The organism is Solemya velesiana gill symbiont, from assembly GCF_002020805.1.
Lineage (GTDB): Bacteria > Pseudomonadota > Gammaproteobacteria > Chromatiales > Chromatiaceae > Sedimenticola_A.
The window spans coordinates 1-20783 of the sequence record NZ_MPRJ01000024.1 but is presented as its reverse complement, the minus strand read 5'-3'; the positions used below and the strand labels follow the sequence as shown (position 1 = coordinate 20783).

Annotated in this window: 31 protein-coding genes; 21 read left to right on the top strand and 10 right to left on the bottom strand. The window is 56.1% G+C overall.

Going from position 1 to position 20783, the window contains the following annotated elements; all coding sequences use genetic code 11:
* Positions 1–102: 102 nt before the first annotated feature.
* The 4 genes from BOW53_RS05285 to BOW53_RS05270 are packed head-to-tail and all read right to left on the bottom strand — an operon-like array spanning position 103 to position 2093.
* Positions 103–555, bottom strand: coding sequence for a hypothetical protein (locus tag BOW53_RS05285; RefSeq protein WP_078486484.1), 453 nt, complete (start codon positions 553–555; stop codon positions 103–105).
* Positions 556–579: 24 nt separating this feature from the next.
* Positions 580–999, bottom strand: coding sequence for a bacteriohemerythrin (locus BOW53_RS05280; protein WP_078486482.1), 420 nt, complete (start codon positions 997–999; stop codon positions 580–582).
* Positions 1000–1224, bottom strand: a complete 225-nt coding sequence (locus tag BOW53_RS05275) for a hypothetical protein (RefSeq protein WP_078486481.1) — start codon at positions 1222–1224, stop codon at positions 1000–1002.
* 2 nt (positions 1225–1226) lie between these two features.
* Positions 1227–2093: an SIR2 family protein gene (locus tag BOW53_RS05270; protein WP_078486479.1), complete on the bottom strand. Its 867-nt coding sequence runs from the start codon at positions 2091–2093 to the stop codon at positions 1227–1229.
* Between the two features lie 344 nt (positions 2094–2437).
* On the opposite strand from BOW53_RS05270, the gene BOW53_RS05265 reads away from it, so the two are divergent.
* Positions 2438–2581 (top strand): DUF3144 domain-containing protein, encoded by a 144-nt coding sequence (locus BOW53_RS05265; RefSeq protein ID WP_078486477.1) that lies wholly within the window; start codon positions 2438–2440, stop codon positions 2579–2581.
* Here BOW53_RS05265 and BOW53_RS05260 read toward each other — a convergent pair.
* Entirely contained in the window at positions 2578–3423 is an 846-nt protein-coding gene (locus BOW53_RS05260) for an NAD(+)--dinitrogen-reductase ADP-D-ribosyltransferase (RefSeq protein WP_078486475.1), read from the bottom strand. The genes BOW53_RS05265 and BOW53_RS05260 overlap by 4 nt on opposite strands.
* Positions 3424–3611: 188 nt before the next feature.
* On the opposite strand from BOW53_RS05260, the gene nifH reads away from it, so the two are divergent.
* The 10 genes from nifH (at position 3612) to BOW53_RS05210 (ending at position 12051) form a co-directional block, all read left to right on the top strand.
* Complete coding sequence (nifH, locus tag BOW53_RS05255; protein WP_078486473.1) at positions 3612–4490, top strand: nitrogenase iron protein; 879 nt, start codon at positions 3612–3614, stop codon at positions 4488–4490.
* A gap of 102 nt (positions 4491–4592) precedes the next feature.
* On the top strand, positions 4593–6074 hold the full coding sequence (gene nifD / locus BOW53_RS05250) for a nitrogenase molybdenum-iron protein alpha chain (protein WP_078486471.1): 1482 nt from the start codon (positions 4593–4595) through the stop codon (positions 6072–6074).
* Positions 6075–6182: 108 nt separating this feature from the next.
* Positions 6183–7754, top strand: coding sequence for a nitrogenase molybdenum-iron protein subunit beta (nifK, locus tag BOW53_RS05245; RefSeq protein ID WP_078486469.1), 1572 nt, complete (start codon positions 6183–6185; stop codon positions 7752–7754).
* Positions 7755–7834: 80 nt separating this feature from the next.
* Entirely contained in the window at positions 7835–8047 is a 213-nt protein-coding gene (nifT, locus tag BOW53_RS05240) for a putative nitrogen fixation protein NifT (protein WP_078486467.1), read from the top strand.
* A gap of 23 nt (positions 8048–8070) precedes the next feature.
* Complete coding sequence (locus BOW53_RS05235; protein ID WP_078486466.1) at positions 8071–8265, top strand: 4Fe-4S binding protein; 195 nt, start codon at positions 8071–8073, stop codon at positions 8263–8265.
* A 75-nt stretch (positions 8266–8340) separates the two neighbouring features.
* Entirely contained in the window at positions 8341–9048 is a 708-nt protein-coding gene (locus BOW53_RS05230) for a dinitrogenase iron-molybdenum cofactor biosynthesis protein (RefSeq protein ID WP_078486465.1), read from the top strand.
* The gene (locus BOW53_RS05225; RefSeq protein WP_078486464.1) at positions 9045–9311 is read left to right on the top strand and encodes a DUF6129 family protein; all 267 of its coding nucleotides are present in this window, start codon (positions 9045–9047) and stop codon (positions 9309–9311) included. Before BOW53_RS05230 ends, BOW53_RS05225 begins: the two co-directional genes overlap by 4 nt.
* The gene (locus BOW53_RS05220; protein ID WP_078486463.1) at positions 9308–10051 is read left to right on the top strand and encodes a 4Fe4S-binding leucine-rich repeat protein; all 744 of its coding nucleotides are present in this window, start codon (positions 9308–9310) and stop codon (positions 10049–10051) included. Before BOW53_RS05225 ends, BOW53_RS05220 begins: the two co-directional genes overlap by 4 nt.
* A 38-nt stretch (positions 10052–10089) precedes the next feature.
* Entirely contained in the window at positions 10090–11085 is a 996-nt protein-coding gene (locus BOW53_RS05215) for a glycosyl transferase family protein (protein ID WP_078486461.1), read from the top strand.
* 120 nt (positions 11086–11205) lie between these two features.
* The gene (locus BOW53_RS05210; RefSeq protein WP_078486459.1) at positions 11206–12051 is read left to right on the top strand and encodes a hypothetical protein; all 846 of its coding nucleotides are present in this window, start codon (positions 11206–11208) and stop codon (positions 12049–12051) included.
* Between the two features lie 3 nt (positions 12052–12054).
* On the opposite strand, the gene BOW53_RS13685 is transcribed toward BOW53_RS05210, so the two are convergent.
* From BOW53_RS13685 to BOW53_RS13130, 5 genes are read right to left on the bottom strand one after another with little or no spacing between them, the layout of a single operon-like run.
* The gene (locus BOW53_RS13685; RefSeq protein WP_342748406.1) at positions 12055–12210 is read right to left on the bottom strand and encodes a hypothetical protein; all 156 of its coding nucleotides are present in this window, start codon (positions 12208–12210) and stop codon (positions 12055–12057) included.
* Positions 12207–12992, bottom strand: coding sequence for an isoaspartyl peptidase/L-asparaginase family protein (locus BOW53_RS05205; protein WP_342748405.1), 786 nt, complete (start codon positions 12990–12992; stop codon positions 12207–12209). The genes BOW53_RS13685 and BOW53_RS05205 overlap by 4 nt, the downstream gene beginning before the upstream one ends.
* 37 nt (positions 12993–13029) lie before the next feature.
* A complete protein-coding gene (locus BOW53_RS13135) occupies positions 13030–13386 on the bottom strand; it encodes a hypothetical protein (protein WP_245832009.1) in 357 nt (118 codons plus the stop codon).
* Positions 13387–13512 carry a hypothetical protein gene (locus tag BOW53_RS13500; protein WP_281254026.1) on the bottom strand — a complete coding sequence of 42 codons (126 nt, stop codon included), beginning with the start codon at positions 13510–13512 and terminating at the stop codon, positions 13387–13389.
* 1 nt (position 13513) lies between these two features.
* Positions 13514–14191, bottom strand: a complete 678-nt coding sequence (locus BOW53_RS13130) for an ATP-grasp domain-containing protein (protein WP_245832008.1) — start codon at positions 14189–14191, stop codon at positions 13514–13516.
* 483 nt (positions 14192–14674) lie between these two features.
* On the opposite strand from BOW53_RS13130, the gene nifE reads away from it, so the two are divergent.
* Genes nifE through BOW53_RS05150 form a run of 10 tightly spaced genes read left to right on the top strand, consistent with a single transcriptional unit; the run spans position 14675 to position 20654 of the window.
* Positions 14675–16075, top strand: coding sequence for a nitrogenase iron-molybdenum cofactor biosynthesis protein NifE (nifE, locus tag BOW53_RS05195; RefSeq protein WP_078486457.1), 1401 nt, complete (start codon positions 14675–14677; stop codon positions 16073–16075).
* 1 nt (position 16076) lies between these two features.
* On the top strand, positions 16077–17498 hold the full coding sequence (nifN, locus tag BOW53_RS05190) for a nitrogenase iron-molybdenum cofactor biosynthesis protein NifN (RefSeq protein WP_078486456.1): 1422 nt from the start codon (positions 16077–16079) through the stop codon (positions 17496–17498).
* Complete coding sequence (locus BOW53_RS05185) at positions 17455–17940, top strand: NifB/NifX family molybdenum-iron cluster-binding protein (protein ID WP_078486455.1); 486 nt, start codon at positions 17455–17457, stop codon at positions 17938–17940. Before nifN ends, BOW53_RS05185 begins: the two co-directional genes overlap by 44 nt.
* 5 nt (positions 17941–17945) lie before the next feature.
* The gene (locus BOW53_RS05180; protein ID WP_078486453.1) at positions 17946–18398 is read left to right on the top strand and encodes a SoxR reducing system RseC family protein; all 453 of its coding nucleotides are present in this window, start codon (positions 17946–17948) and stop codon (positions 18396–18398) included.
* 36 nt (positions 18399–18434) lie between these two features.
* Positions 18435–18908 (top strand): NifX-associated nitrogen fixation protein, encoded by a 474-nt coding sequence (locus BOW53_RS05175; RefSeq protein WP_078486451.1) that lies wholly within the window; start codon positions 18435–18437, stop codon positions 18906–18908.
* An 11-nt stretch (positions 18909–18919) separates the two neighbouring features.
* Positions 18920–19135 (top strand): CCE_0567 family metalloprotein, encoded by a 216-nt coding sequence (locus BOW53_RS05170; RefSeq protein ID WP_078486449.1) that lies wholly within the window; start codon positions 18920–18922, stop codon positions 19133–19135.
* 10 nt (positions 19136–19145) lie between these two features.
* The gene (gene fdxB / locus BOW53_RS05165) at positions 19146–19478 is read left to right on the top strand and encodes a ferredoxin III, nif-specific (protein WP_078486447.1); all 333 of its coding nucleotides are present in this window, start codon (positions 19146–19148) and stop codon (positions 19476–19478) included.
* A 10-nt stretch (positions 19479–19488) separates the two neighbouring features.
* Positions 19489–19815, top strand: a complete 327-nt coding sequence (locus BOW53_RS05160; protein WP_078486499.1) for a (2Fe-2S) ferredoxin domain-containing protein — start codon at positions 19489–19491, stop codon at positions 19813–19815.
* Between the two features lie 18 nt (positions 19816–19833).
* Positions 19834–20220, top strand: coding sequence for a hypothetical protein (locus tag BOW53_RS05155; protein ID WP_078486445.1), 387 nt, complete (start codon positions 19834–19836; stop codon positions 20218–20220).
* A 20-nt stretch (positions 20221–20240) separates the two neighbouring features.
* Positions 20241–20654 (top strand): hypothetical protein, encoded by a 414-nt coding sequence (locus BOW53_RS05150; RefSeq protein ID WP_078486444.1) that lies wholly within the window; start codon positions 20241–20243, stop codon positions 20652–20654.
* Positions 20655–20783 lie beyond the last annotated feature (129 nt).

Genomic DNA, 20783 nt, shown 5'->3' with positions numbered 1-20783 from the left:
CGCCCCAGCCTTCACGCACCGTATCGTTGGTTGATGCCAAGGCATCATCCAGGTTGGCAGTCGGGTACTTGGGCTTGTGGTCCTTCATTTCGTTGTAGAGGGTTAGGATCTTGTCTGCAGCGGACTGTCCCTTGAAGTCGCTCTTCTCCAGGCCGAGTTCGTCTCGATCATCTCGTTCCACGGAACACCCTGTACCAGGGGAATCAGGACAAAATTGATCCCTTCGGCCTCCACCTGGATGGGATTGTCGATGTTCACCACGTAGAGCACCACCTCCATGTCGGGGGTGAAGTCATTCTTGTACTTGTCGATGAAGGTGGAGAGTGCCTCCAGCTGATCGATAGCGCCGATCAGCATCTTTATCTTCTCGTCTGTCAGAATGGCAACGCCGCGCATGACCTCTTCCGGTGGCTTGGCATGTCCCTTGGCGTCGGCGATGCCACCTTCCACAAGTACCAGTTCGCCGCGATAGCCATAGACTCCGGGTTCGCTGGTCTCATCAAGGAAGTTGTTGTTGAACAGAAGTCCGGAATCTTTGTATTTCTGCAATGCCATGTAAAACCTCGTTAGTTTGGATGTTTAAGTGTCAATTTGGATCGTGTGCTGTATTCGGCTTTTGAGATGCGCTGTCAGTGCGCTGTCCATTGTTTGTGCATGCAGTTCGAGCCAGCCGGGAAGACTGTCTTTCACGTACGCACGTGGAATCAGCGTATTGCCGAGGGAAACCCGCATCTCCATTCGGTTCAGATCACCGAGAATGCGCTCATGCTCCCCCATGTGTTCGCGTATGGCTGGAAAGCCACTTTCGTGCATCAGTTCGTTTTCCGCATTGAAGTGGGCCTTTGTGTGCTCTACGAGATCCTCGAAGAGAATCCTGAACTCATCCCTGTGGGCGCTGCCCAGTTTGTTTACCAGTTCGATGAACTCTAGATGGGTCTCATCCATTGATTTGACATCGAGGCGATAGCGTGGATCGTCAGGGTTAATAAGCAGCATCATTCAACTGTTCTCCCGACGGTAGACGATCATTTTTTTCAGCTTCCTGGCCACGTAGCAGCTGTACTCATCAACATTCTCGTAGTCATAATCGATAGCCATCAACGCGAGTTGATCCATCAAATGTCGAAGCTTTTCGACCTCATTGAGACCACGGCCGCAGGTGAGGCAGCGAATTTCATCGTTGCGACAGGCATGCTTGCCTTGGCAGGGTACAAACTTCCCCATGTTCAGGCAGCACCCTCACCAAAGGTGCCAGTAGCTGCTGCAAGAAGATCGTCCACGTCAGCCTCGATGATCTCGATGTCCAGGCGCTTGCAGAAACGGCGCTCCTTATCATAGGGCTCCGGGATCAACGCCCAGCCCTTGGGTTCGGTAGCTGCATAGATCATGTCCGACAGCACCATGCGCTCGGTGTCGCGGGTCATGCGCAGGCCGATGAACAGATACTGTTTACCGATACGATAGTTCTTAATGAAGCGGGGAATGGCGAAGCCGCCCATCAGTTCGGTGATGTAGTCCACGTAGTCCGCGTCCGAGGCGATATAGGTCGGGTCAGGTATCGGGCTGCCCATGGGTTTGAACAGCACGGGCAGGCTGGTGTCGACCTCGTCCTGGTCGATCTCTTCCTCGGAGTAACTTCCCCCGTCGTAGTGATGGATACGGAAGCGGTAATCGGTACCGCCAACGCGGGCCATGCCTCGAATCAGGGTATGGGGCGTTTCGGCGTAGCTGTCCTGGAGTTGGGTGTCGCGGTTGATGTCGATGACATAGGGTGGCTTGATGCCGGCCAGCCAGTCATGAATAGGCGCACGGGTCCATTGGGTGGTGCCGTAGGTGGTTTCAAGGAAACGGTGCAGTGCAGTCCTTCCGCGCTTTAGCTCTGCATCCATGGCTGCACGTGGAAACTCATACATGAGACGTGGCGCCATCGGCTTGCCATTGTTCATGGCGAGGATCAGGCTGTCGCTGTCTGCAGGGATCGGCTCGCCGGTTTCAACACTGTTCGCGCCTTTCAGGACGCCTGGGCCCAGGTAGGGCGCGATCTCACCTGTCGCAATACCGCTTACGAGGTCCTGCAAACTTGTTGTGGCCATTTTCAAACTCCTTTAATTGATCGTTTCCACTACCAATTGCAAGAGGCAGGCCAATTGAAGAAAGCCTATTGAAACATACGGTTATACGATGCTTGTCTTGTAGGGTTTCTGACAATTGCTGGATTGCTGTCGAGTCGACTCACTCCTTCGTGTGCCGTAACTGCTGCTTTTATAAATGAAAACCTGATTGGCATGATTAGTGAGAGAGGTTTCCCATCTATACATTATTCAAGATGAGATGCCAGGTGCAGGAGTCTGATTTTTACGAAGTGGCGGACCAGTTTATCCATTTTGCCAATGAACTGAGCGAGGAGTGGGCATTGCCGTTTTAGAGTGCCGTATTCATGTATGCCGCAGCCCGGTACAACGCATTCTTTTTCTACGAAGCAGACGGCGAGAACAAGAACAAGGAAGAGGCCCTTGATTATTACAGCGATCAGTACAGGAAGATGATGCAGGAGTGCATGAAGGAATGGGTTAGTGTTTAAAGTAGGCTCACCTTAACTTCGTAGACTCCACCGATCACCAGGTACTCCACTTCACCCTTCAGGGTGCTGGGAAGCAGTCCAGGCATATAGAGCAGCTTGGTGAGTGGCACCTTGGCTTCGAGGATATAGTCGCCGAACTCGTCTGCCCGTTCCCGGTTACTGCTGAAGGAGTTGATGTTGTTCAGTGCCAGGATATAAATGTTCTTGGCGGGTTGGTGCAGTATCTCGTGTTCGTCGATTCGGTTGATGCCCCGATAGAGGGTGACGTGGCTCTCACCAGTGTATTGCCGAGCTACTTCGTATTGGCAGTAGCTGTAAAGCAGGTCGAGCTGTGACTCCAGGGCGTTGGTGTTGTAGAGTCCTTGGGCACGGGCAGACAGGTATGCCTGGTAGTTATCTTCCCCGCCATCTCCCAGCGGTCCCTTGTGATTCAGGGGCAGTAACCCGAAGCGAGATTCAATCCAACTCTTGAGAACAGCGGCCTCCTTGCTGTCTGCATCGAACAGCCAGCCCCGAAGTATTCGCAGATAGTCTGCCTTGCCTCTTTTAACCCCGCTCTTAAGTGCATCGAATCCCGCCTCGTCGAGATTATCCAGCAGAAAACTTGAACGCATGTAGTCCTTGAAATGTTCGGCCCGGGTATCGGCGTCCGTAATCGGATCGAGACTCTGGAACAGGGCGGCGTGCAGCTGCTCAACACCGTCAAGGTGCAGCGGCGTGGGGTGGTGCTGAAAGGTGAGGCAGCCAAGAATCACCGGCGGCAGATTGCAGTGGTTGATGGGCAAACGTGCATGGGCGGGAAGAGATGCCGATGTCATTGTCTGTTGTCTGTTTTCATCCATACATTTAACCGGAGTTTGTAGTAAACCTGACCTCGGATATACCACCAATAGAAATGTCAAAGAATATCAAAAACAATGAGTTAATGTGTTTTTAAAATTTTGGCACACCCTTTGCTCAATAGTGTTTGTCGAGTGAATTCAAACCGTTCAGTCACAAACTGATTTGTTAATAGAGTAAGGAGATCAACATGGCACTGCGTCAATGTGCAATCTACGGTAAAGGTGGTATCGGCAAGTCTACCACGACCCAGAACCTGGTAGCAGGTCTTGCCGAGCTTGGTAAGAAAGTAATGATCGTCGGCTGCGATCCCAAGGCGGATTCCACCCGTCTGATTCTGCACTCCAAGGCGCAGAACACCATCATGGAGATGGCTGCCGAGGCAGGTACCGTTGAGGACCTGGAGCTGGAAGATGTACTGAAAACCGGCTACGGCGACATCAAGTGCGTAGAGTCCGGTGGTCCTGAGCCAGGTGTTGGCTGCGCCGGTCGCGGCGTAATCACCGCCATCAACTTCCTGGAAGAAGAGGGCGCCTATGAAGAGGACCTCGACTTCGTATTCTACGATGTACTGGGTGACGTTGTGTGCGGTGGCTTCGCCATGCCCATTCGCGAGAACAAGGCCCAGGAAATCTACATCGTGGTATCCGGTGAAATGATGGCTATGTATGCTGCCAACAATATCTCCAAGGGTATCGTCAAGTACGCCAACTCCGGTGGTGTACGTCTTGCCGGCCTGATCTGTAACTCTCGCAACACCGATCGCGAGGACGAACTGATCGAGGCCCTGGCTGCCAAGCTGGGCACTCAGATGGTCCACTTCGTTCCTCGTGACAATGCAGTACAGCGCGCTGAGATTCGTCGTATGACGGTGATCGAGTATGACCCCACTCACAAGCAGGCAGATGAGTATCGCACGCTTGCTCAGAAGGTGATCGACAACACCATGCTGGTGATTCCTGAGCCTTGCACCATGGACGAGCTGGAAGATCTCCTCATGGAGTTCGGCATCATGGAAGAGGAAGATGAGAGCATCGTCGGCCAGACAGCTGCTGCCGAAGCCTCCTAGTTACAACTCTCCCTCCCTCCCCGAGGGAGGGGGAGTGACAGGATTAAATTTTCCATAGCCCGCACATCCACGGATTAGTGGTGGCGGGAGAAGGAGACCATTATGTCTACTATGACACGCGACGAGGCCGAAGCCCTTATCCAGGAAGTGCTCGAGGTCTATCCAGAGAAAGCCAAGAAGGACCGTGCAAAACATCTCACGGTCAACGATCAAGAAGTGGAGCAGTCCAAGAAGTGCATCACCTCCAACCGCAAGTCCCTGCCTGGTGTTATGACCATCCGTGGTTGTGCCTACGCCGGCTCCAAGGGTGTGGTCTGGGGTCCCATCAAGGACATGATCCACATTTCCCACGGTCCCGTGGGTTGTGGCCAGTACTCCCGTGCAGGTCGTCGTAACTACTACGTGGGCACCACCGGTGTGAACACCTTCGGTACCATGAACTTCACCTCCGACTTCCAGGAGAAGGATATCGTCTTCGGCGGCGACAAGAAGCTGTCCAAGATCATGGAAGAGATCGAAGCGCTGTTTCCCCTGAACAAAGGCATCACCGTACAGTCCGAGTGTCCTATCGGTTTGATCGGTGACGACATCGAGGCGGTAGCCAAGAAGACCACCGGTGAAATCGAGAAGCCCGTGGTTCCCGTGCGCTGCGAGGGTTTTCGCGGTGTATCCCAGTCCCTGGGGCACCACATCGCCAATGATGCCGTGCGCGACTGGGTACTGGGCAACCGTGATAACGACACCAGCTTCGAGGCCACTCCCTACGATGTCACCATCATTGGTGACTACAACATCGGCGGTGACGCCTGGGCTTCCCGTACCCTGCTGGAAGAGATGGGTCTGCGTGTTATCGCACAGTGGTCCGGTGACGGCACCCTGGCCGAGATGGAGAACACGCCCAAGGCCAAGCTGAACCTGCTGCACTGCTACCGCTCCATGAACTACATCTCGCGTCACATGGAAGAGAAGTACGGCATTCCCTGGATGGAGTATAACTTCTTCGGTCCCACCAAGATCGCAGAGTCCCTGCGCAAGATCGCGGCCTTCTTCGATGACACCATCAAGGAGAACGCCGAGAAGGTTATCGAGAAGTACAAGGCCGAGTTCGAAGGCGTTATCGCAAAGTACCGCCCCCGTCTCGAGGGCAGGAAGGTGATGCTCTATGTCGGTGGACTGCGTCCCCGTCACGTGATCGGCGCTTACGAGGACCTGGGCATGGAAGTGATCGGTACCGGCTACGAGTTCGCCCACAACGACGACTACGATCGCACCATCAAGGAGATGGGTAACGCCACCCTGATCTACGACGACGTCACCGGCTACGAGTTCGAAGAGTTCGTCAAGAAGGTGAAGCCTGACCTGATCGGTTCGGGTATCAAGGAGAAGTACATTTTCCAGAAGATGGGCATACCCTTCCGCCAAATGCACTCCTGGGATTACTCCGGTCCCTACCACGGCTACGACGGCTTCGCCATCTTCGCCCGTGACATGGACATGACCCTGAACAATCCCTGCTGGAACAAGATCCAGGCACCCTGGTTGAAAACCGAGGAAGAGCCTGAGGCTGCCGTTGCCGGAGCCTGATCCCGCGTAATCCAGGCTGGGTCCTGCCCAGCCTGCGACCAGGGAACAATCTATTCAATTCATCTGACCCGTTAGTCCACAGATTGGTGGCGCGGGAGGAGAAAGATCATGAGTCAAGTAGTAGAAGACATTAAACCGAGTTATCCCCTGTTTCGTCAGGAAGAGTACAAGGACACACTTGGTAACAAGCAGGAGCTCTTCGAAGAGAAAGTCCCCCAGGGCAAGATCGAAGAGACTTTCCAGTGGACCACCTCGGAAGAGTACAAGGAGATCAACTTCAATCGTGAAGCGCTGACCGTAAACCCGGCAAAGGCCTGCCAGCCCCTGGGTTCCGTACTCTGCGCCCTCGGCTTTGAGAAGACCCTGCCTTACGTACACGGATCCCAGGGCTGCGTGGCCTACTTTCGTACCTACTTCAACCGTCACTTCAAGGAGCCGGTCGCCTGCGTATCCGACTCCATGACCGAAGACGCGGCGGTATTCGGCGGACAGAAGAACATGTTCGATGGCCTGGAGAACGCCAAGGCGCTCTATAAGCCCGAGATGATTGCCGTATCCACCACCTGTATGGCCGAGGTAATCGGTGACGACCTCAACGCCTTCATCGGCAACGCCAAGAAGGAAGGCCACATTGAACAGGAGTTTCCGACTCCCTTCGCCCATACCCCCAGCTTCGTCGGTTCTCACACCACCGGTTGGGACAACATGTTCGAGGGCATCCAGCGCTACTTCACCCTCAACGAGATGGAAGGCAAAGAGGTTGGCAGTAACGGCAAGATCAACATCGTGCCCGGCTTCGAGACCTACCTGGGCAACTATCGTGTGATGAAGCGCATGATGGAAGAGATGGGTGTCGACTACAGCCTGCTGTGCGATCCCAGCGAAGTGCTGGATACCCCTGCAGACGGCGCATACCGCATGTATGACGGTGGCACCACCATCGATGAGGTGAAGGATGCACCCAATGCCATAGACACCTTGTACCTGCAGCCCTGGCAGTCAGTAAAGAGCCGAAAGTTCACCAAAAACACCTGGAAACAGCCTGCCACCGACGTGCAGATCCCCATGGGTCTGGAAGCTACCGATACCTTCTTGATGAAGGTATCCGAACTGACCGGCCAGCCGATCCCCGAGTCCCTGACCCGTGAGCGCGGTATCCTGGTGGACATGATGACAGACAGCCACGCCTGGTTGCACGGAAAGAAGTTTGGCCTCTACGGCGATGCCGACTTCGTCATGGGCATGACCCGCTTTCTTTTGGAACTAGGTGTCGAGCCTACGCAGATCCTCTGCAACCACGCCAACAAGCGCTGGAAGAAGGCAATGGAGAAGATGCTCTCCGAGTCTCCCTACGGCCAGAACAGCGAGGTTCACATCGGGAAGGATCTGTGGCATTTCCGTTCACTGATGTTCACCAACAAGCCGGACTTCATGATCGGAAACTCCTACGGCAAGTTCATCCAGCGCGACACCCTGCACAAGGGCAAGGAGCACGAAGTACCGCTGATCCGCATCGGCTTCCCGATCTTCGATCGTCACCACATGCATCGTGATACCACCCTGGGTTACGAGGGCGCCATGTACATGCTGAAGGCCCTGGTCAACAGCGTGTTGGAGCGTCTGGACGAAGAAACCCGCGGCATGGGTACCACCGACTACAACTACGACCTGATTCGTTAACCGGATCCCGGCGGTGCTTCGGCACCGTCGGCATGTCCGCCCCAAGGCGGATCTACAGTGGTTAAACAGAGGTAAATCCTATGCCCAACGTGATGATACGCGTGAAAGACGATGGCGCACTTCTCTTCTACATCGCAAAGAAAGACCAGGAAGACGAGATTGCCCACGTGGAGACCGATACCGATGATACCTGGGGCGGTGAAGTGGAGTTGACTGACGGCTCCCGGTACTACATCGACCCCATCAGCCCGCGGCCATCGTTCCCGACAACCCTGCGTTTCAAACGCGCCTGAACCTATTTTGAAGGAGTCCAATCATGGCCTTAGCGATTGTAAGAGAAGTATGCACGGCATGCGGTGATTGCGAACCGGTGTGTCCCACCAAGTCGATCAAGCCTTTCAAGGGCGTCTACATGATCGAAGCAGAGAGCTGCACTGAGTGTGAAGAGGAGTTCGACGTACCCCAGTGCCTGGATGTCTGCATGGAAGACGATTGCATCATTCCTGCTTAGGACACTAACCAAGCCCTAAGAGGTCTGCCCGAAGGCAGGCCTCCTGGGGCGTCAACATTTACCCAGGAGCCTGTTATGAACGCAACCCCCATCAGCAACGAGATTGCCTTGCGTATCGGCCTGGCTGCCAGGGAGTTGCCCGATACCGACGCCGCGCGACTGCTGCGCGTGTTGGCCGATGCCGTTGGCCTGCCGCCCACCGAGAAGAAACTCTCTGGACTCACGGTCAAAGCATTCAAAGCCGCCCAGGATGGCGAGTTCGCCGATGCCGACTCCGTCGCGCTGAAAAGCGCACTGGGCTATCTCAAGGGAGAAAACACCCTGCAGGCCGAACCCCTGCCTGAGATTGAATCCTACAGCGAAGGCGATATGCCCGGCAGTATCCGTGTCGCCTGCGCCTCCAACAAGAGCGAGATGCTCGACGGCCACTTCGGCTCCTGTAAACGCTTTCTCATCTACCAGGTTTCCGAGTCTGAAAACCGACTTGTCGAGATCCGCGAAATCGACGATGCCGAAGCAGAAGGCGACAAGAATGGCTATCGTGCCTCCCTCATCGCCGATTGCCAGGTGCTGTTTGTCGCCTCCATCGGCGGACCTGCAGCGGCCAAGGTGGTCAGGGCCGGTGCACACCCGATCAAGAAGCCCCAGATGGGCGAGGCGAGGGACGAGATCCTCAAGCTACAGCGGGTGATCGGCAGCAAGGCGCCACCGTGGCTGGCCAAGGTTATGGGGCAGAGCCCCGAAGAGCGCATCCGTTTTGAACAGGAGGAGGCGACAGCGTGATCAGCCAGCAACAACTCCAGGAGATTGGCGAATGGCTGGGCAGCCAGCCCATCGTCACAGATGTCGACCAGCAGCTTCGCAAGCGCTACAACGACATTCACTTCACCTACTGCATGGATGACGATGTCATTGGCGCACGTCCCGTGTACGAGCAGGCCGGATTCAACCTCTACTTGGTGGACAGCAGCAAACACTGTCTCAGCTTCACCCAGGACATGGGGGTTGCCAGCGGCTTGGTGGTGGCCGAGATCGAGGACGAATGAACGCAGTCGTGGTGGAGGAGAAAGATGTAACCCCCGTCGCGGACTGTGTGCACTGCCCTCACAGGAGCGACCGACTTCGCGCAGGCCGCTGCACCCCTGGGGATGTCTGTGTCAGGGCCACCAGCGGCAGGCAGATCGCACGCTTTTTCAACATCAACCCCGACCTGGCGGAACACTACGCCGGCGACACGTTTTGGGAGCGGCGTGCCATCGCTGCGCGCTACCTATCCCAGCAACGTCTGCTGCGGATGATCGATGACCCCGACGAGGTGGTCCGCCGCGTGCTGGCCTACCGCCTGCCGGTGGAGAACCTGGGGCCGCTGATAGCCGATCCCGACCGCGAGGTCAGGATCACCGTCGCCGACAGGCTGCCGGAGGATCAACTGGAACAGCTGGTGACCGACGAGGACTACCTGGTGCGCCAGTATGTGGCCAAGCGGCTAAAGGCTGGACGGCTGTTCCGCATGATCAAGGACAGTGATCGCGAAGTGCGCAAGACCGTTGCCGGCAGGCTGCCGGATGAGAGCCTGGGCCTGATGATAGACGATGATGCCGCAGAGATCCGCCTGGTGGTGGCCGAGCGTATCGATCCCGACTACCTCGAGCCCCTGCTGCATGACGAGGATTGGCGGGTAAGGCTCACCGCGGCACAGCGCGCACCGCTGAGTCAACTCCAACCTCTGGCCGACGACGACGAGGACGTCCGTGCCGTGATCAGGGAGCGACTTGAAGCGGAATAACACAGAGCGTGATCAACAGAAACACAAGGTAGAGTTATATGCATCCTTTCGCAAAATACATACAGATCCTGGGCAAAGGTAAAAACGGCATGCAATCGCTGAGCCGCGAGCAGGCGTACGAAGCGATGCAGATGATCACCTTCTACGATGTGCAGCCGGAACAGATTGGTGCCTTCCTGATGCTGATGCGGGTGAAGGAGGAGACTGCCGAAGAGGTCGCAGGCTTTACCCAGGCCTTGCGCGAGAGCCTGCCCAGCTACGGCTCCGACTTCACACCGGCCATCGATTGGGCGGCCTACGCAGGCAAGAAACGCCAACTGCCCTGGTTCGTGCTGGCAGCGCTTGTACTGGCCGGGCGCGGCTACCCGGTGCTTATGCACGGTATGAACCGCAGTGATAACAGAGTCTATGTCCCCCTGGCCCTGGATGCCCTGGACATGGACACTGCAAGCTCCCTTAAGGATGCCAGAGAGCAGATAGATACGACCGGCTTCAGTTATCTTCCCATTAGTAAACTGTCGCCGCTGACCACGGAACTGCTCATCACCCGCGAGATCTTCGGCCTCAGGCCGCCACTGCATACCGTGGCCCGCATGCTCAACCCCTTTGCTGCACCGCTTTCGGTCATGGGTGTCTTTCATCCCAACTTTGCCGAGATGCATCAGCAGGCCTTGGTCCTGCTGGAACAACCCAATGCACTTGTATGCAAAGGGGAGGGTGGAGAGTTCGAACGCATCCCCGACCGCAATGTGGACCTTTACGGCGTCAACAAGGGCGAGTGTTGGGAGGATACCTGGAATACCATTCTCAAGACTGGCGGTCAGGTAAAACCTGGGCGCCTCAATCTCAACCACTTCCGCGCCGTATGGGATGGCGAAGAAGAGGACAACTACGGCGAAGCCTCAGTGATAGGTACCCTGGCCATGGTGATCAAGGCGCTGGGCCTTGAAAGCGATGCACCTGCAGCCCATCGCATGGCCCAGGAGTGGTGGTGGAAGCGCCACCACCTGGACCTGGACCGGGAGGCAGGATGATGGACACTGTGGTCACCCGCATCGAACAACTCGCCTCCCTCTGCAAATCGGCCGATGCAGACGAGGGCATCGAGGGCCTTACATCAAAGCTCAACGTACTGATGAAAGCTCAACGTACTGATGCGGGAACACGACTTTACGTGTGTGCTGAGCCGGGGCAATTGGCACCGCCTGGGCGGTGTAGTGAATGGCGAATATCAGCAGGTGAGCGACAACATCGCTCACTGGGCAGAGGAAGAATCCGAGGGTGACGTGGACACCCTGGTTGCCAAGTACATGGATATGGGCTACTTCGCCACCCGTCTTGCGGGCAATACCCACTACTTCACTGCGCCAACTGGCAAAGGGACCTACCAGTTCATGCAACTGGAGATCGAAGAGCTGCAGGAGGTTGTAGATCGTCCCCTTGTGGAGCGCGACTGGTTTCCCGACAGCATCGAGGAGTTACTCGATCCCCTGGATTACCCGCGCCTGGAACCGGAACCTGTGGGTAAATCCTACTACCGCTTTCGTCGCATCACGCCGATAGACAAGATGATGCAGGAGATCTCTGTAGGCAACGACACATCCCATAGTCTGCAACGCTTCTTCAGCGACTGGCAGGCCAGTAGTGCATGCGAGGGTGAGCCATTCTGCAGACATTGGGTGCTGGCGCTAAGAGAGTTTGCAGACCGGGATGGCGAGACACGCATCAATGCGAAACCGGTAACTGTCTTCTCAGGCGAACTGCCAAATTTGCCTGAAGGGGAAAGCATCAGCGGGTCAAAACTCGCCAATGCAGTACACACTTACGACCGCATCCTGGGCTATCTCTTTGCCTGGTACTTCATGATGCTGGGAAGCAAGGCATCGAACTACACGCTGGCTGATGCAGTGCTGAAAGATCAGATGGGTGCCTACGACTACCTGCCCAAGCGCGATCTCAAGGTACTGAGGGAGTGGGAGGCGAAGCCTTACGGGGTGTGAAGACTAGAATCGAACAAACGCCTCACCACTCTGCTCGATCCTTCCGTGGATCATTTTCTTGGTGGTGAAGCCGCTGGCGCAGTTGCCTTCTTTGTCGATGACAATCACGCCTCCACGCCCTTTTACCTTACGTTTCAGATAGTCGATGCCGTACTTCACACCTGATGACGCATCACCATGCTGTATGTCGATTGCATCGGAGATGGTCTTGGCCAGAGTACGGTGCGCATGAACTCTTCGCCGTAGCCGGTACAGGAGACGGCGCAGGTTTCGTTGTCTGCGAAGACACCGGCCCCGATTATGGGGGAGTCGCCCGCGCGGCCCATGCGCTTGTTCACGATGCCGCCGGTTGAAGTGGCGGCGGCGAGATTGCCATGGACATCCATTGCCACGGCGCCGATGGTGCCGTACTTCTGGTCTTCGCTGTCCTCTTCGGTGCTGTCATGGTCGAGCATGATGCGGTGCTTGAGGCGGGCCACCTTGAGCTGGGCGACGCGGTCCGGAGTGAAAAAGTAGTGGTCCGGGGTACGCTCCACGCCGCAGTGGTCGGCGAACTTCATGGCGCCGTCGCTGATCAGCATCACGTGTGCGCTCTCCGCCATTACCAGTCGGGCCAGTTGAATGGGATTGGCGATGTTGCTGACGGCAGCAACCGCGCCTGCGGAGAGGTCATGCCCGTCCATTATGGCTGCATCCATCTCCACCTTTCCGAATTCGTTGAGCACCGATCCATAACCGGCGTTGAATACCGGGTCGTCTTCCAGCAGTGAAGCGCAGACCTCGGCGGCCTCCAGGGCGGTACCTCCCGCCTCGAGGATATCCCGGCCGTGTTCCAGAATATTGCGGATACTCTCCATGTAGCGTATCGCGGTCTTGTTGTCTTTCACGTTGTCCAGGGCGCCAGCGCCGCCATGGACCATAAGGGAATAAGTCTCTTTCATCAAATCGCTTTGTTGTTCTGTATCGATTGTTTACACGCTACCAGAGTCGCTTTGTAAGCTCCATGTCGAGTTGCCGCCGTACCTTGTTCGGACCGGCCAGCATGAACATCACCTTGCCTGCGGAGATGGGTCCCCAGTTGACGATGATCACGCCTTCGCCTGTTTCGGTGTCGTACTCGAGCCCCTTCAGGTCGATATCTGACAGGGACTTGTGCCAGGTCTTGAAGTGGCGGGACTCCCAAACCGGGATATCCAGCTTCATGGCAATGGCCGTGGGGTAGGAGGCACCGTTGTAGCGGGGGTTGCACTCGACGGCGAGGTAGCGAGTCTCTTTCGGGGTTTCGATTACCGCCACGTCGAAAACGAACACCCCCTTAAAGCCGTGCCGGGTCATTCAATCCGCCATGTGGTCGACAACCTCCCAGGGGGCGGTGCGTGGGGGGTGTATGTTGCCTTGGTGAACCGGACCCTCCAGGATCTGTTCCGTGGTCAGCAGCCGTTTGCACTTACCGTCGACCACCTCATACTGCATGTTGAAGGAAACAGTCGGTGATTACCTCTTTCTGTACCTGAACCGGCGTTGAAGGTTTGAATGTCGCCGCATCTTCCATCAGGGCTTCAGGCGATTCGCAACGGTAGATGCCAACCCCGGATACCGAGATCGAGGCCTTCAGGTAGCAGGGGTATTTGAATGATGCCGCGGCGGTGGATGTGATTTCGTCCACCCGGTCGTAACAGAGAGTTTGCGGGACCGGTACGCCCAGGATCTCTGCCAGGTCCATGAAGTTGTTCTTTGAATTGATGTAGTTCACCACGCCTGCCCAGGCGTCGTCTCGGACGGAGTGGTGTTCGTTCTCACCGAAGAAGAAGACCGACGGTTGATGGTTGGGATGGAGGGGGCACTGTTCCAGGCCGGTACTCCAGATTACGTTCCGAGTATGGGACAGGCCGATGCTGTCGTAGTGTTTGCAGATGTAGGGCCATTCGTCTTTCAGCTTGGGTGATAGCTGGATGATGTCCTGCTCGTAAGTCATTCCCAGTGCACGAGCCGAGTAGTATTCATTACCCACCACGCCATCCGCCGTGCAGTTCATGATGTCGTGATTGACCAGTCGCTTGATTGACGCGCTCGCGGTGAATTGCTCTACAGGCGGTGCGAATAAAGGTGTCGACTCTTTCGTCAAGTGCTGCTGCACCATGTTGACCTCCTGATCCATTCGTAAGGTGATAATCAGGTGTCAAAGCAAATAGCGTTCCAGTTTTTTCGGATCCTGTTTAAAAGAAATTAGTGAATATGAAAAGCATGTTAAAACAGTGAGTTATAGTTAATGATGGGAGAATTTTGGGATACTGACGATAGTCACGTATGGTGCAAAAATCCTGTGATGCACCGCATGGTTGCGCCCGTTGCCCAAGTCAGGTGCTTTTTTAAACCTTATAGATGTGGATAGGAGATCAAAGGTATATCCATATATAGAAGGTGCAGTTATGGTGCGCGTGCTTGATTACAATGGCAGGTTGCCAGTGTCGTTCTCTTGGTCGCAGATACTTCACATAACTCGACATTGTCGCAAATACGACAAAGGTCTGTTTGGTTAAATTCGCATAAAAACAACCAGTTAAAAGTGTGGCATACGCATTGCACTGTGTAGGGTAATGTAGATAGAGAGTCATGCCACACTATGAAGCAGAAAGATATTGCGGCACTGCTGGATGAACCGGCCTGTGCACACAACAAGAAATCCAAGTCGGGCTGTGCCAAGCCCAAGCCAGGGGCCACAGCCGGTGGTTGTGCCTTCGACGGGGCGCAGATTGCACTGTTGCCCATTGCCGATGTGGCCCACATCGTTCACGGTTCTATCGCCTGTGCAGGCAGTTCCTGGGACAACCGCGGTACACGCTCCAGTGGCAGCCGCCTGTTCCGTATCGGAATGACCACCGACCTGACCGAGCAGGACGTAATCATGGGGCGCGGCGAGAAGCGCCTCTTTCACTCCATCAAGCAGGCCATCGACAGCTACTCGCCTTCGGCGGTCTTCGTCTACAACACCTGTGTACCCGCGTTGATTGGTGACGATATCGGCGCAGTGTGCAAGGCTGCTGAAGAGCGTTGGGGTACCCCGGTGGTGCCGGTGGACTGCGCCGGTTTCTACGGCACCAAGAACCTGGGTAACCGCATCGCGGGCGAGACCATGGTGAAGCATGTGTGCGGTACCCGAGAACCCGATCCACTACCCGAGTCGGTAAAGCGTGAAGGTATCGAGGTGTACGACATTGCCCTGGTCGGCGAATACAACATCGCCGGTGAGTTGTGGCACGTGTTGCCCCTACTGGATGAGCTGGGGCTGCGTGTGCTCTGCACCCTCTCAGGCGATGCACGCTACCGCGAAGTGCAGACCATGCACCGCTCCAAGGTCAACATGATGGTCTGCTCCAAGGCGATGATCAACGTTGCCCGCAAGTTGCAGGAGGCGTTTGAGACCCCCTGGTTCGAAGGCAGCTTCTACGGCGTTCGTGATGTATCTCAGGCACTGCGTGATTTCGCACGGCTGATCGACGACCCGGATCTTACCCAGCGTACCGAGGCGCTGATCGAGCGCGAGGAGATGCGCATCAGCGAGAAACTTGAGCCCTGGCGTGAACAGCTCAAGGGTAAAAAAGTACTGCTCTACACCGGTGGAGTGAAGTCCTGGTCGGTAATCGCCGCGCTGCAGGATCTCGGCATGGAAGTAGTTGCCACCGGCACCAAGAAATCCACTGAAGAGGACAAGGCGCGCATCCGGGAACTGATGGGCAAGGATGCGGTGATGCTGGAAGAGGGCAATCCGCGCGCGCTTATCGACATCGTGCGCGACAACGGCGTGGACGTGCTTATTGCCGGCGGGCGCAACATGTACACCGCACTGAAGGCACGTATTCCCTTTCTCGATATCAACCAGGAGCGTGAATTCGGCTGCGCCGGTTACGAGGGCATGGTGGAGTTGGCGCGCCAACTGGTGCTTACCATCGACAGCCCGGTATGGCCGGCGGTACGGAAGGATGCGCCGTGGCATCGCAAGAATCAAGCAGAAGAGGTGGCCTGAGATGCCCGAGATTATCAAACGTAAAAAAGCCCTCTCCGTAAGCCCCCTGAAGGCGAGCCAGACCATCGGTGCGGCGCTGGCTTTTCTCGGTTTTCACCGTTCCATTCCGATGCTGCACGGCTCCCAGGGCTGTACCGCCTTCGGCAAGGTGTTCTTCGTGCGCCACTTCCGTGAGCCTATCCCGCTGCAAACCACGGCAATGGACCAGGTGACCACGGTAATGGGTTCCGAGGAGAGCATCGTCGATGGCCTTGCAACCATCGCGGGCAAGAGCAAACCGTCGCTGCTCGGCGTACCCACCACCGGCCTGTCCGAAACCCAGGGCAGCGATGTGAACATTCCGGTGAAGATGTTCCGCAAGAAACATCCGGAGTTCGATGCCATACTCGTGGTGCCGGTCTCCACCCCCGACTATACAGGCTGTCTCGAAACCGGCTTTGCCAAAGCGTTGGAGGCGATTATTACCACCACCGTCCCGGCAGCCTGGGATGCCGGAACCCAGCCGGGCAGGCGTCGTCGACAGGTGAACGTGTTGGTTGGCTCCTTTCTTACTCCCGGCGACCTCGAGGAGTTGAAAGAGATCATCGAGTCCTTCGGTCTGCGTCCTGTTCTCGTACCCGATCTCTCAGACTCTCTCGACGGTCATTTGGTCGATCAGGACTTCTCACCGCTGACCATCGGCGGCACCGATGTATCCGAACTGCTGACCCTTGGTGAAGCCAAGGCGACCCTGGTCATCGGTCGCTCCTTGTCAAAGGCGGCAGACAAACTGAACAAGTTGACGGGTGTGCCGGACTACCGCCTAGATCACCTGATGGGGCTGGATGCGGTTGATGAACTAATCGACACCCTGCACCAGATCTCCGGTGATCCGGTGCCTGAGAAATTGGAACGCCAACGTGCACAGCTGCAGGACGCCATGCTGGATTGCCACTTCATGACCGGCATGTCCCGTATTGCTATAGCTGCCGACCCTGACCTGCTCATAGCTTTTAGCCAGATGCTGGAAGGCGTGGGGGCCGAAACGGTCACCGCCGTGTCGCCAGTCAATGCGCCGGTACTGCAGCAGGTGCCTGCCGAGAAGGTGAAGGTGGGCGATCTGGAAGACCTGGAGAAGATGGCAGCCGAGAGTGGTGCAGAGTTGTTGATTGCCAACTCCCATGGTGTGGAGAGCGCCCAGCGCCTGGGTATTCCATTGCTGCGCGCCGGCTTTCCCCAATACGACACCCTTGGCGGTTACCAGAAGTGCTGGATCGGTTATCGCGGCACCCGCCAGACCCTGTTCGATATCGCCAACATCATCCTGAACCTGGAGAAGGGCGAGATACACCCCTATCGCTCCATTTATGCCCAGAAACCTGAATACCGGGAGAGCACCCATGACGCTACAGCGGCGACTTCAGCTGGTGGGCTGCAACACTGAGGAGCAGTGGATGACGACGGCCCTCAGGGTGGCGTTCGCCACCAGTGACTTAAAGCACGTGGACCAGCACTTCGGTGCGGCCCAGTCGTTCGCTATCTACGCGGTGGACCAGGAGAAGGTCTGCTTTGTCGAGGCCAACGAGTTCGGCCAGCTGGCAATGGATGGCAACGAAGACAAGCTGGCGGTGAAGATCGCTGCACTGGATGGATGCATTGCCGTGTACAGCCAGGCGGTGGGTGCATCTGCCATTCAGCAGTTGAAGGCCCAGGGCATTCAGCCGGTGAAAGTATCGCCCGGGTCCGAGATACAGGGGCTGCTGGAAAACCTGCAGGAGGAACTGCGACAGGGGCCAAGCAGCTGGTTGGCCAAGGCCATCGCCAGCACCATGCCTGCCGATCCGTCGCGGTTCGACCAGATGGAAAATGAAGGCTGGGAGGAGTAGCGACGATGCTGGAAGAGACAGCCACGGTCGTCGAGGTCGACACTAAGTACCTGTGGGTGGAGACGCACTCGCGCAGTGGTTGTTCCCAGTGTAGCAGTGGCAGTTGTACCACCTCGGTGGTGTCGAAACTGTTTGGCATGAAGCACAACCGCATCAGGCTGGAAAACACCCTGGGTGCCAAGGCAGGGGACCGGGTTGTTATCGGCATGCCCGACGAGTTGCTGGTGAGGGCATCGGTATGGGCCTACCTGTTTCCGCTGTTGGCGATGTTTGTCGTATCGGTAACGGGTGGCGTGATGGGTATGGATGAAGGGTTCCAGGCTTTGTTGGCAACGGCGGGTCTGACCGCAGGTTTTGCACTGGTCCGATGGAACATTGCTAGGCAGGGTGCACGCCATCGGTTCAGGCCCAGCCTGCTGCGCATTGTTTCCGGCGGTGTTGAGGTCAGCCCGGTGTAACACGTTATGAATATTGAACTTAACAGGAGTTGAACGATGAGTGAAGCAGCATTGGCTATTAGCAACGAAAACCCGGTACTGGATACCGACTTTGCAAAAGAGATGGTGCGCCAGATGCGCGCCGTGGATACCTATGGCACTTACGACGACTGGTCGGTGGAGAAGATCCTTGACCCGTTCGTACTGACCAAGGAGAAGAAGAAGGAGATCCCCGTTGTGGGTGATCCTGACGAGATCACCATGTCCCGGGTCAAGGCGTACTACAACGCGCTCTCCGCGATGATCGAGAAGGAGTGCGGTTTGATGGCCGTACCGATGCTAAACCTGACCCATGAAGGTTTCGGTCGGGCAGTCATCACCGTGGGCAAACTGGTGGTGATGGACAAGACCCTGCGAGATGTACACCGCTTCGGTTTTCCCTCACTGTCGAAGATGAAAGACGAGATGGACACGCTGCTGTCGGTGGCCCTGGAGATCATTGGTCAGCATCCGAAAGTTGCCGGTATGTAAGGAGCAGGATGATGACCGAAGAAGAACTGAAAGCGATGCAGAAGGCGGCCAGAAAGGCCAAGCGTATCGCCACCGAAAAGGCAGGTGAACTGCACGACCTGGTCGAGGATCGACTGCCCGCCGCCTTTGATGAAATTCCTGCCATGGGCCAGGCGACCTATGACGCCTGCAAGGCCTGGTCAGAGGCAGAGGCTGCTTTCAAGGCGGCCGAGGTCGAGATGAGTTGAGGAAGTAACGATGAGCTTTAATACCAGTGTGACCCGTGGCGGTATTGAGTATACCCCCGCCTTCGTCATGGAGATCGATCAGAGCAACTGCATCGGCTGTGGCCGATGTTTCAAGGTCTGCCCACGGGACGTGTTCGACCTCGTTGAGCGTGATGACGTGCCTGGCCTGGAAGCGGAAGGTGACTACGACGATTATGACGACTACGATGACGATGATGACGGCTTATCTGATGACACCGCGATGGTGATGAGCCTGAAGGATGCCATGGATTGTATCGGCTGCGGTTCCTGTGCGCGTATTTGTCCCAAGAAGTGTTTCAGCCACGAACCCCTTGCGGCGTGAGGTGACAGTGATGCCAAAACCCGAGAAGCATGTTTTTGTTTGTACGCAAGACCGCCCCAGGTGGCACCCACGTCCGTCCTGCAGCGCGAAAAACTGTGTCGAGGTCGCCGAGGAGTTCTACAAGCACCTGCAGGACAAGCAGTTGTTCGATAAGGTGCAGGTGACAACCGCCGGCTGCCTCGGTCCATGTCTTAAAGGACCAACGGTCCTGGTTTATCCTGAAGGGGTGATGTATGGCAGTGTTAAGAAAGAGGATGTGGCTACCATATTCGATGAACACCTGCAGAACGATAAGCCTGTAGATCGCCTTATGATGTCGAAGGAGTTCTGGGGCTGAGTCTCCCTGGGGTTCATCATGAATGCTGTAATATCCAACGGTGCCTCCATTCGCAAGGCGATGATAAGGGAACTCTCACAGAAGATCTTTCGCCACATGTGCGGGGAAGTACACAAGCTGGGGTTTGCAGCAAACGATGTGAAACTGAGGGTCCCGGACCAGGCGGTGTACCGGTTGGAAAGGGGCCCGGCCAGTAACGAGTACAGCCTGGTGGGCGATTGGCTCGATGAGCGTGGGTTCAAGCTTGGTACCCTTTTGTTTCATGCCGATGGCACTTTTTTCGTAGAGCAGGATATCGTCCGGCAGCATCCCCGTAAGGCAAAGTGGTTCGTTGAAGCCGTCAGCGCCTGGGGCAGAAACGAGAAGATCAAGGTGGAGGCCAGGTTGATCCCGATGCCTGAATAGGCGGGGATCTCTCCCTTTCAATGGAATACCGCATCATCTTCTATCACAAGCATTCGACCAGTGCACGGACGCGCTTTATGCTTTTCAATGAGCAGAGCGTCTGCTATCCCTGTCCATTCCCCAAGCTCGCCCAGCTCTGTGATGAGCAGTCCGACAACACGGTTCTGCACCCGGCCGCTATCCTGAAACAGATCGAGGCGGAGTGGGGGCTTGATCCGGATACCCTCAAGGCCGAGGGCGAATACCAGCACCGGGTTGATGTGCCGGGGGAGGAGATTCAGATCATCCTTGCAAGTATCGAGACAATCAATCCGCCCTTCGAGGTAGCCGAGGGTGCCGGTGCAAAGTTCATTGACCTAACCCAGGCACGGCAGCTTCCCAAGGTTGAACTTGAGCTTCTGCGGTTCGCCTATGAGTTTGTATTGGGGGGCTAGACTTTTTCGGTCATAACCCAGCTTAAAGTGTAAGGCAACTCTGATTAATTTCGAAAATCGTATACCATCGACCTATTGATCTCCACTCCCAGGAAAACGATGAGACAGCAAAGCCTAGAAGCCAGTGGT

Excerpts from the sequence above, each read along its gene's own strand:
- nifT (WP_078486467.1), top strand. The coding sequence starts at position 7,835 with ATGCCCAACGTGATGATACGCGTGAAAGACGATGGCGCACTTCTCTTC.
- BOW53_RS05265 (WP_078486477.1), top strand. The coding sequence starts at position 2,438 with ATGTATGCCGCAGCCCGGTACAACGCATTCTTTTTCTACGAAGCAGAC.
- BOW53_RS05150 (WP_078486444.1), top strand. The coding sequence starts at position 20,241 with ATGGAATACCGCATCATCTTCTATCACAAGCATTCGACCAGTGCACGG.
- nifD (WP_078486471.1), top strand. The coding sequence starts at position 4,593 with ATGTCTACTATGACACGCGACGAGGCCGAAGCCCTTATCCAGGAAGTG.
- BOW53_RS05230 (WP_078486465.1), top strand. The coding sequence starts at position 8,341 with ATGAACGCAACCCCCATCAGCAACGAGATTGCCTTGCGTATCGGCCTG.
- BOW53_RS13130 (WP_245832008.1), bottom strand. The coding sequence starts at position 14,191 with ATGGTGCAGCAGCACTTGACGAAAGAGTCGACACCTTTATTCGCACCG.
- BOW53_RS05185 (WP_078486455.1), top strand. The coding sequence starts at position 17,455 with ATGACGCTACAGCGGCGACTTCAGCTGGTGGGCTGCAACACTGAGGAG.
- BOW53_RS05215 (WP_078486461.1), top strand. The coding sequence starts at position 10,090 with ATGCATCCTTTCGCAAAATACATACAGATCCTGGGCAAAGGTAAAAAC.
- BOW53_RS05160 (WP_078486499.1), top strand. The coding sequence starts at position 19,489 with ATGCCAAAACCCGAGAAGCATGTTTTTGTTTGTACGCAAGACCGCCCC.
- BOW53_RS13135 (WP_245832009.1), bottom strand. The coding sequence starts at position 13,386 with ATGACCCGGCACGGCTTTAAGGGGGTGTTCGTTTTCGACGTGGCGGTA.
- BOW53_RS05260 (WP_078486475.1), bottom strand. The coding sequence starts at position 3,423 with ATGGATGAAAACAGACAACAGACAATGACATCGGCATCTCTTCCCGCC.
- fdxB (WP_078486447.1), top strand. The coding sequence starts at position 19,146 with ATGAGCTTTAATACCAGTGTGACCCGTGGCGGTATTGAGTATACCCCC.
- nifN (WP_078486456.1), top strand. The coding sequence starts at position 16,077 with ATGCCCGAGATTATCAAACGTAAAAAAGCCCTCTCCGTAAGCCCCCTG.
- BOW53_RS05220 (WP_078486463.1), top strand. The coding sequence starts at position 9,308 with ATGAACGCAGTCGTGGTGGAGGAGAAAGATGTAACCCCCGTCGCGGAC.
- BOW53_RS05235 (WP_078486466.1), top strand. The coding sequence starts at position 8,071 with ATGGCCTTAGCGATTGTAAGAGAAGTATGCACGGCATGCGGTGATTGC.
- BOW53_RS05275 (WP_078486481.1), bottom strand. The coding sequence starts at position 1,224 with ATGGGGAAGTTTGTACCCTGCCAAGGCAAGCATGCCTGTCGCAACGAT.
- BOW53_RS05210 (WP_078486459.1), top strand. The coding sequence starts at position 11,206 with ATGCGGGAACACGACTTTACGTGTGTGCTGAGCCGGGGCAATTGGCAC.
- BOW53_RS05270 (WP_078486479.1), bottom strand. The coding sequence starts at position 2,093 with ATGGCCACAACAAGTTTGCAGGACCTCGTAAGCGGTATTGCGACAGGT.
- nifH (WP_078486473.1), top strand. The coding sequence starts at position 3,612 with ATGGCACTGCGTCAATGTGCAATCTACGGTAAAGGTGGTATCGGCAAG.
- BOW53_RS05155 (WP_078486445.1), top strand. The coding sequence starts at position 19,834 with ATGAATGCTGTAATATCCAACGGTGCCTCCATTCGCAAGGCGATGATA.
- nifK (WP_078486469.1), top strand. The coding sequence starts at position 6,183 with ATGAGTCAAGTAGTAGAAGACATTAAACCGAGTTATCCCCTGTTTCGT.
- BOW53_RS05285 (WP_078486484.1), bottom strand. The coding sequence starts at position 555 with ATGGCATTGCAGAAATACAAAGATTCCGGACTTCTGTTCAACAACAAC.
- BOW53_RS05280 (WP_078486482.1), bottom strand. The coding sequence starts at position 999 with ATGATGCTGCTTATTAACCCTGACGATCCACGCTATCGCCTCGATGTC.
- BOW53_RS05175 (WP_078486451.1), top strand. The coding sequence starts at position 18,435 with ATGAGTGAAGCAGCATTGGCTATTAGCAACGAAAACCCGGTACTGGAT.
- nifE (WP_078486457.1), top strand. The coding sequence starts at position 14,675 with ATGAAGCAGAAAGATATTGCGGCACTGCTGGATGAACCGGCCTGTGCA.
- BOW53_RS05205 (WP_342748405.1), bottom strand. The coding sequence starts at position 12,992 with ATGAAAGAGACTTATTCCCTTATGGTCCATGGCGGCGCTGGCGCCCTG.
- BOW53_RS05170 (WP_078486449.1), top strand. The coding sequence starts at position 18,920 with ATGACCGAAGAAGAACTGAAAGCGATGCAGAAGGCGGCCAGAAAGGCC.
- BOW53_RS05180 (WP_078486453.1), top strand. The coding sequence starts at position 17,946 with ATGCTGGAAGAGACAGCCACGGTCGTCGAGGTCGACACTAAGTACCTG.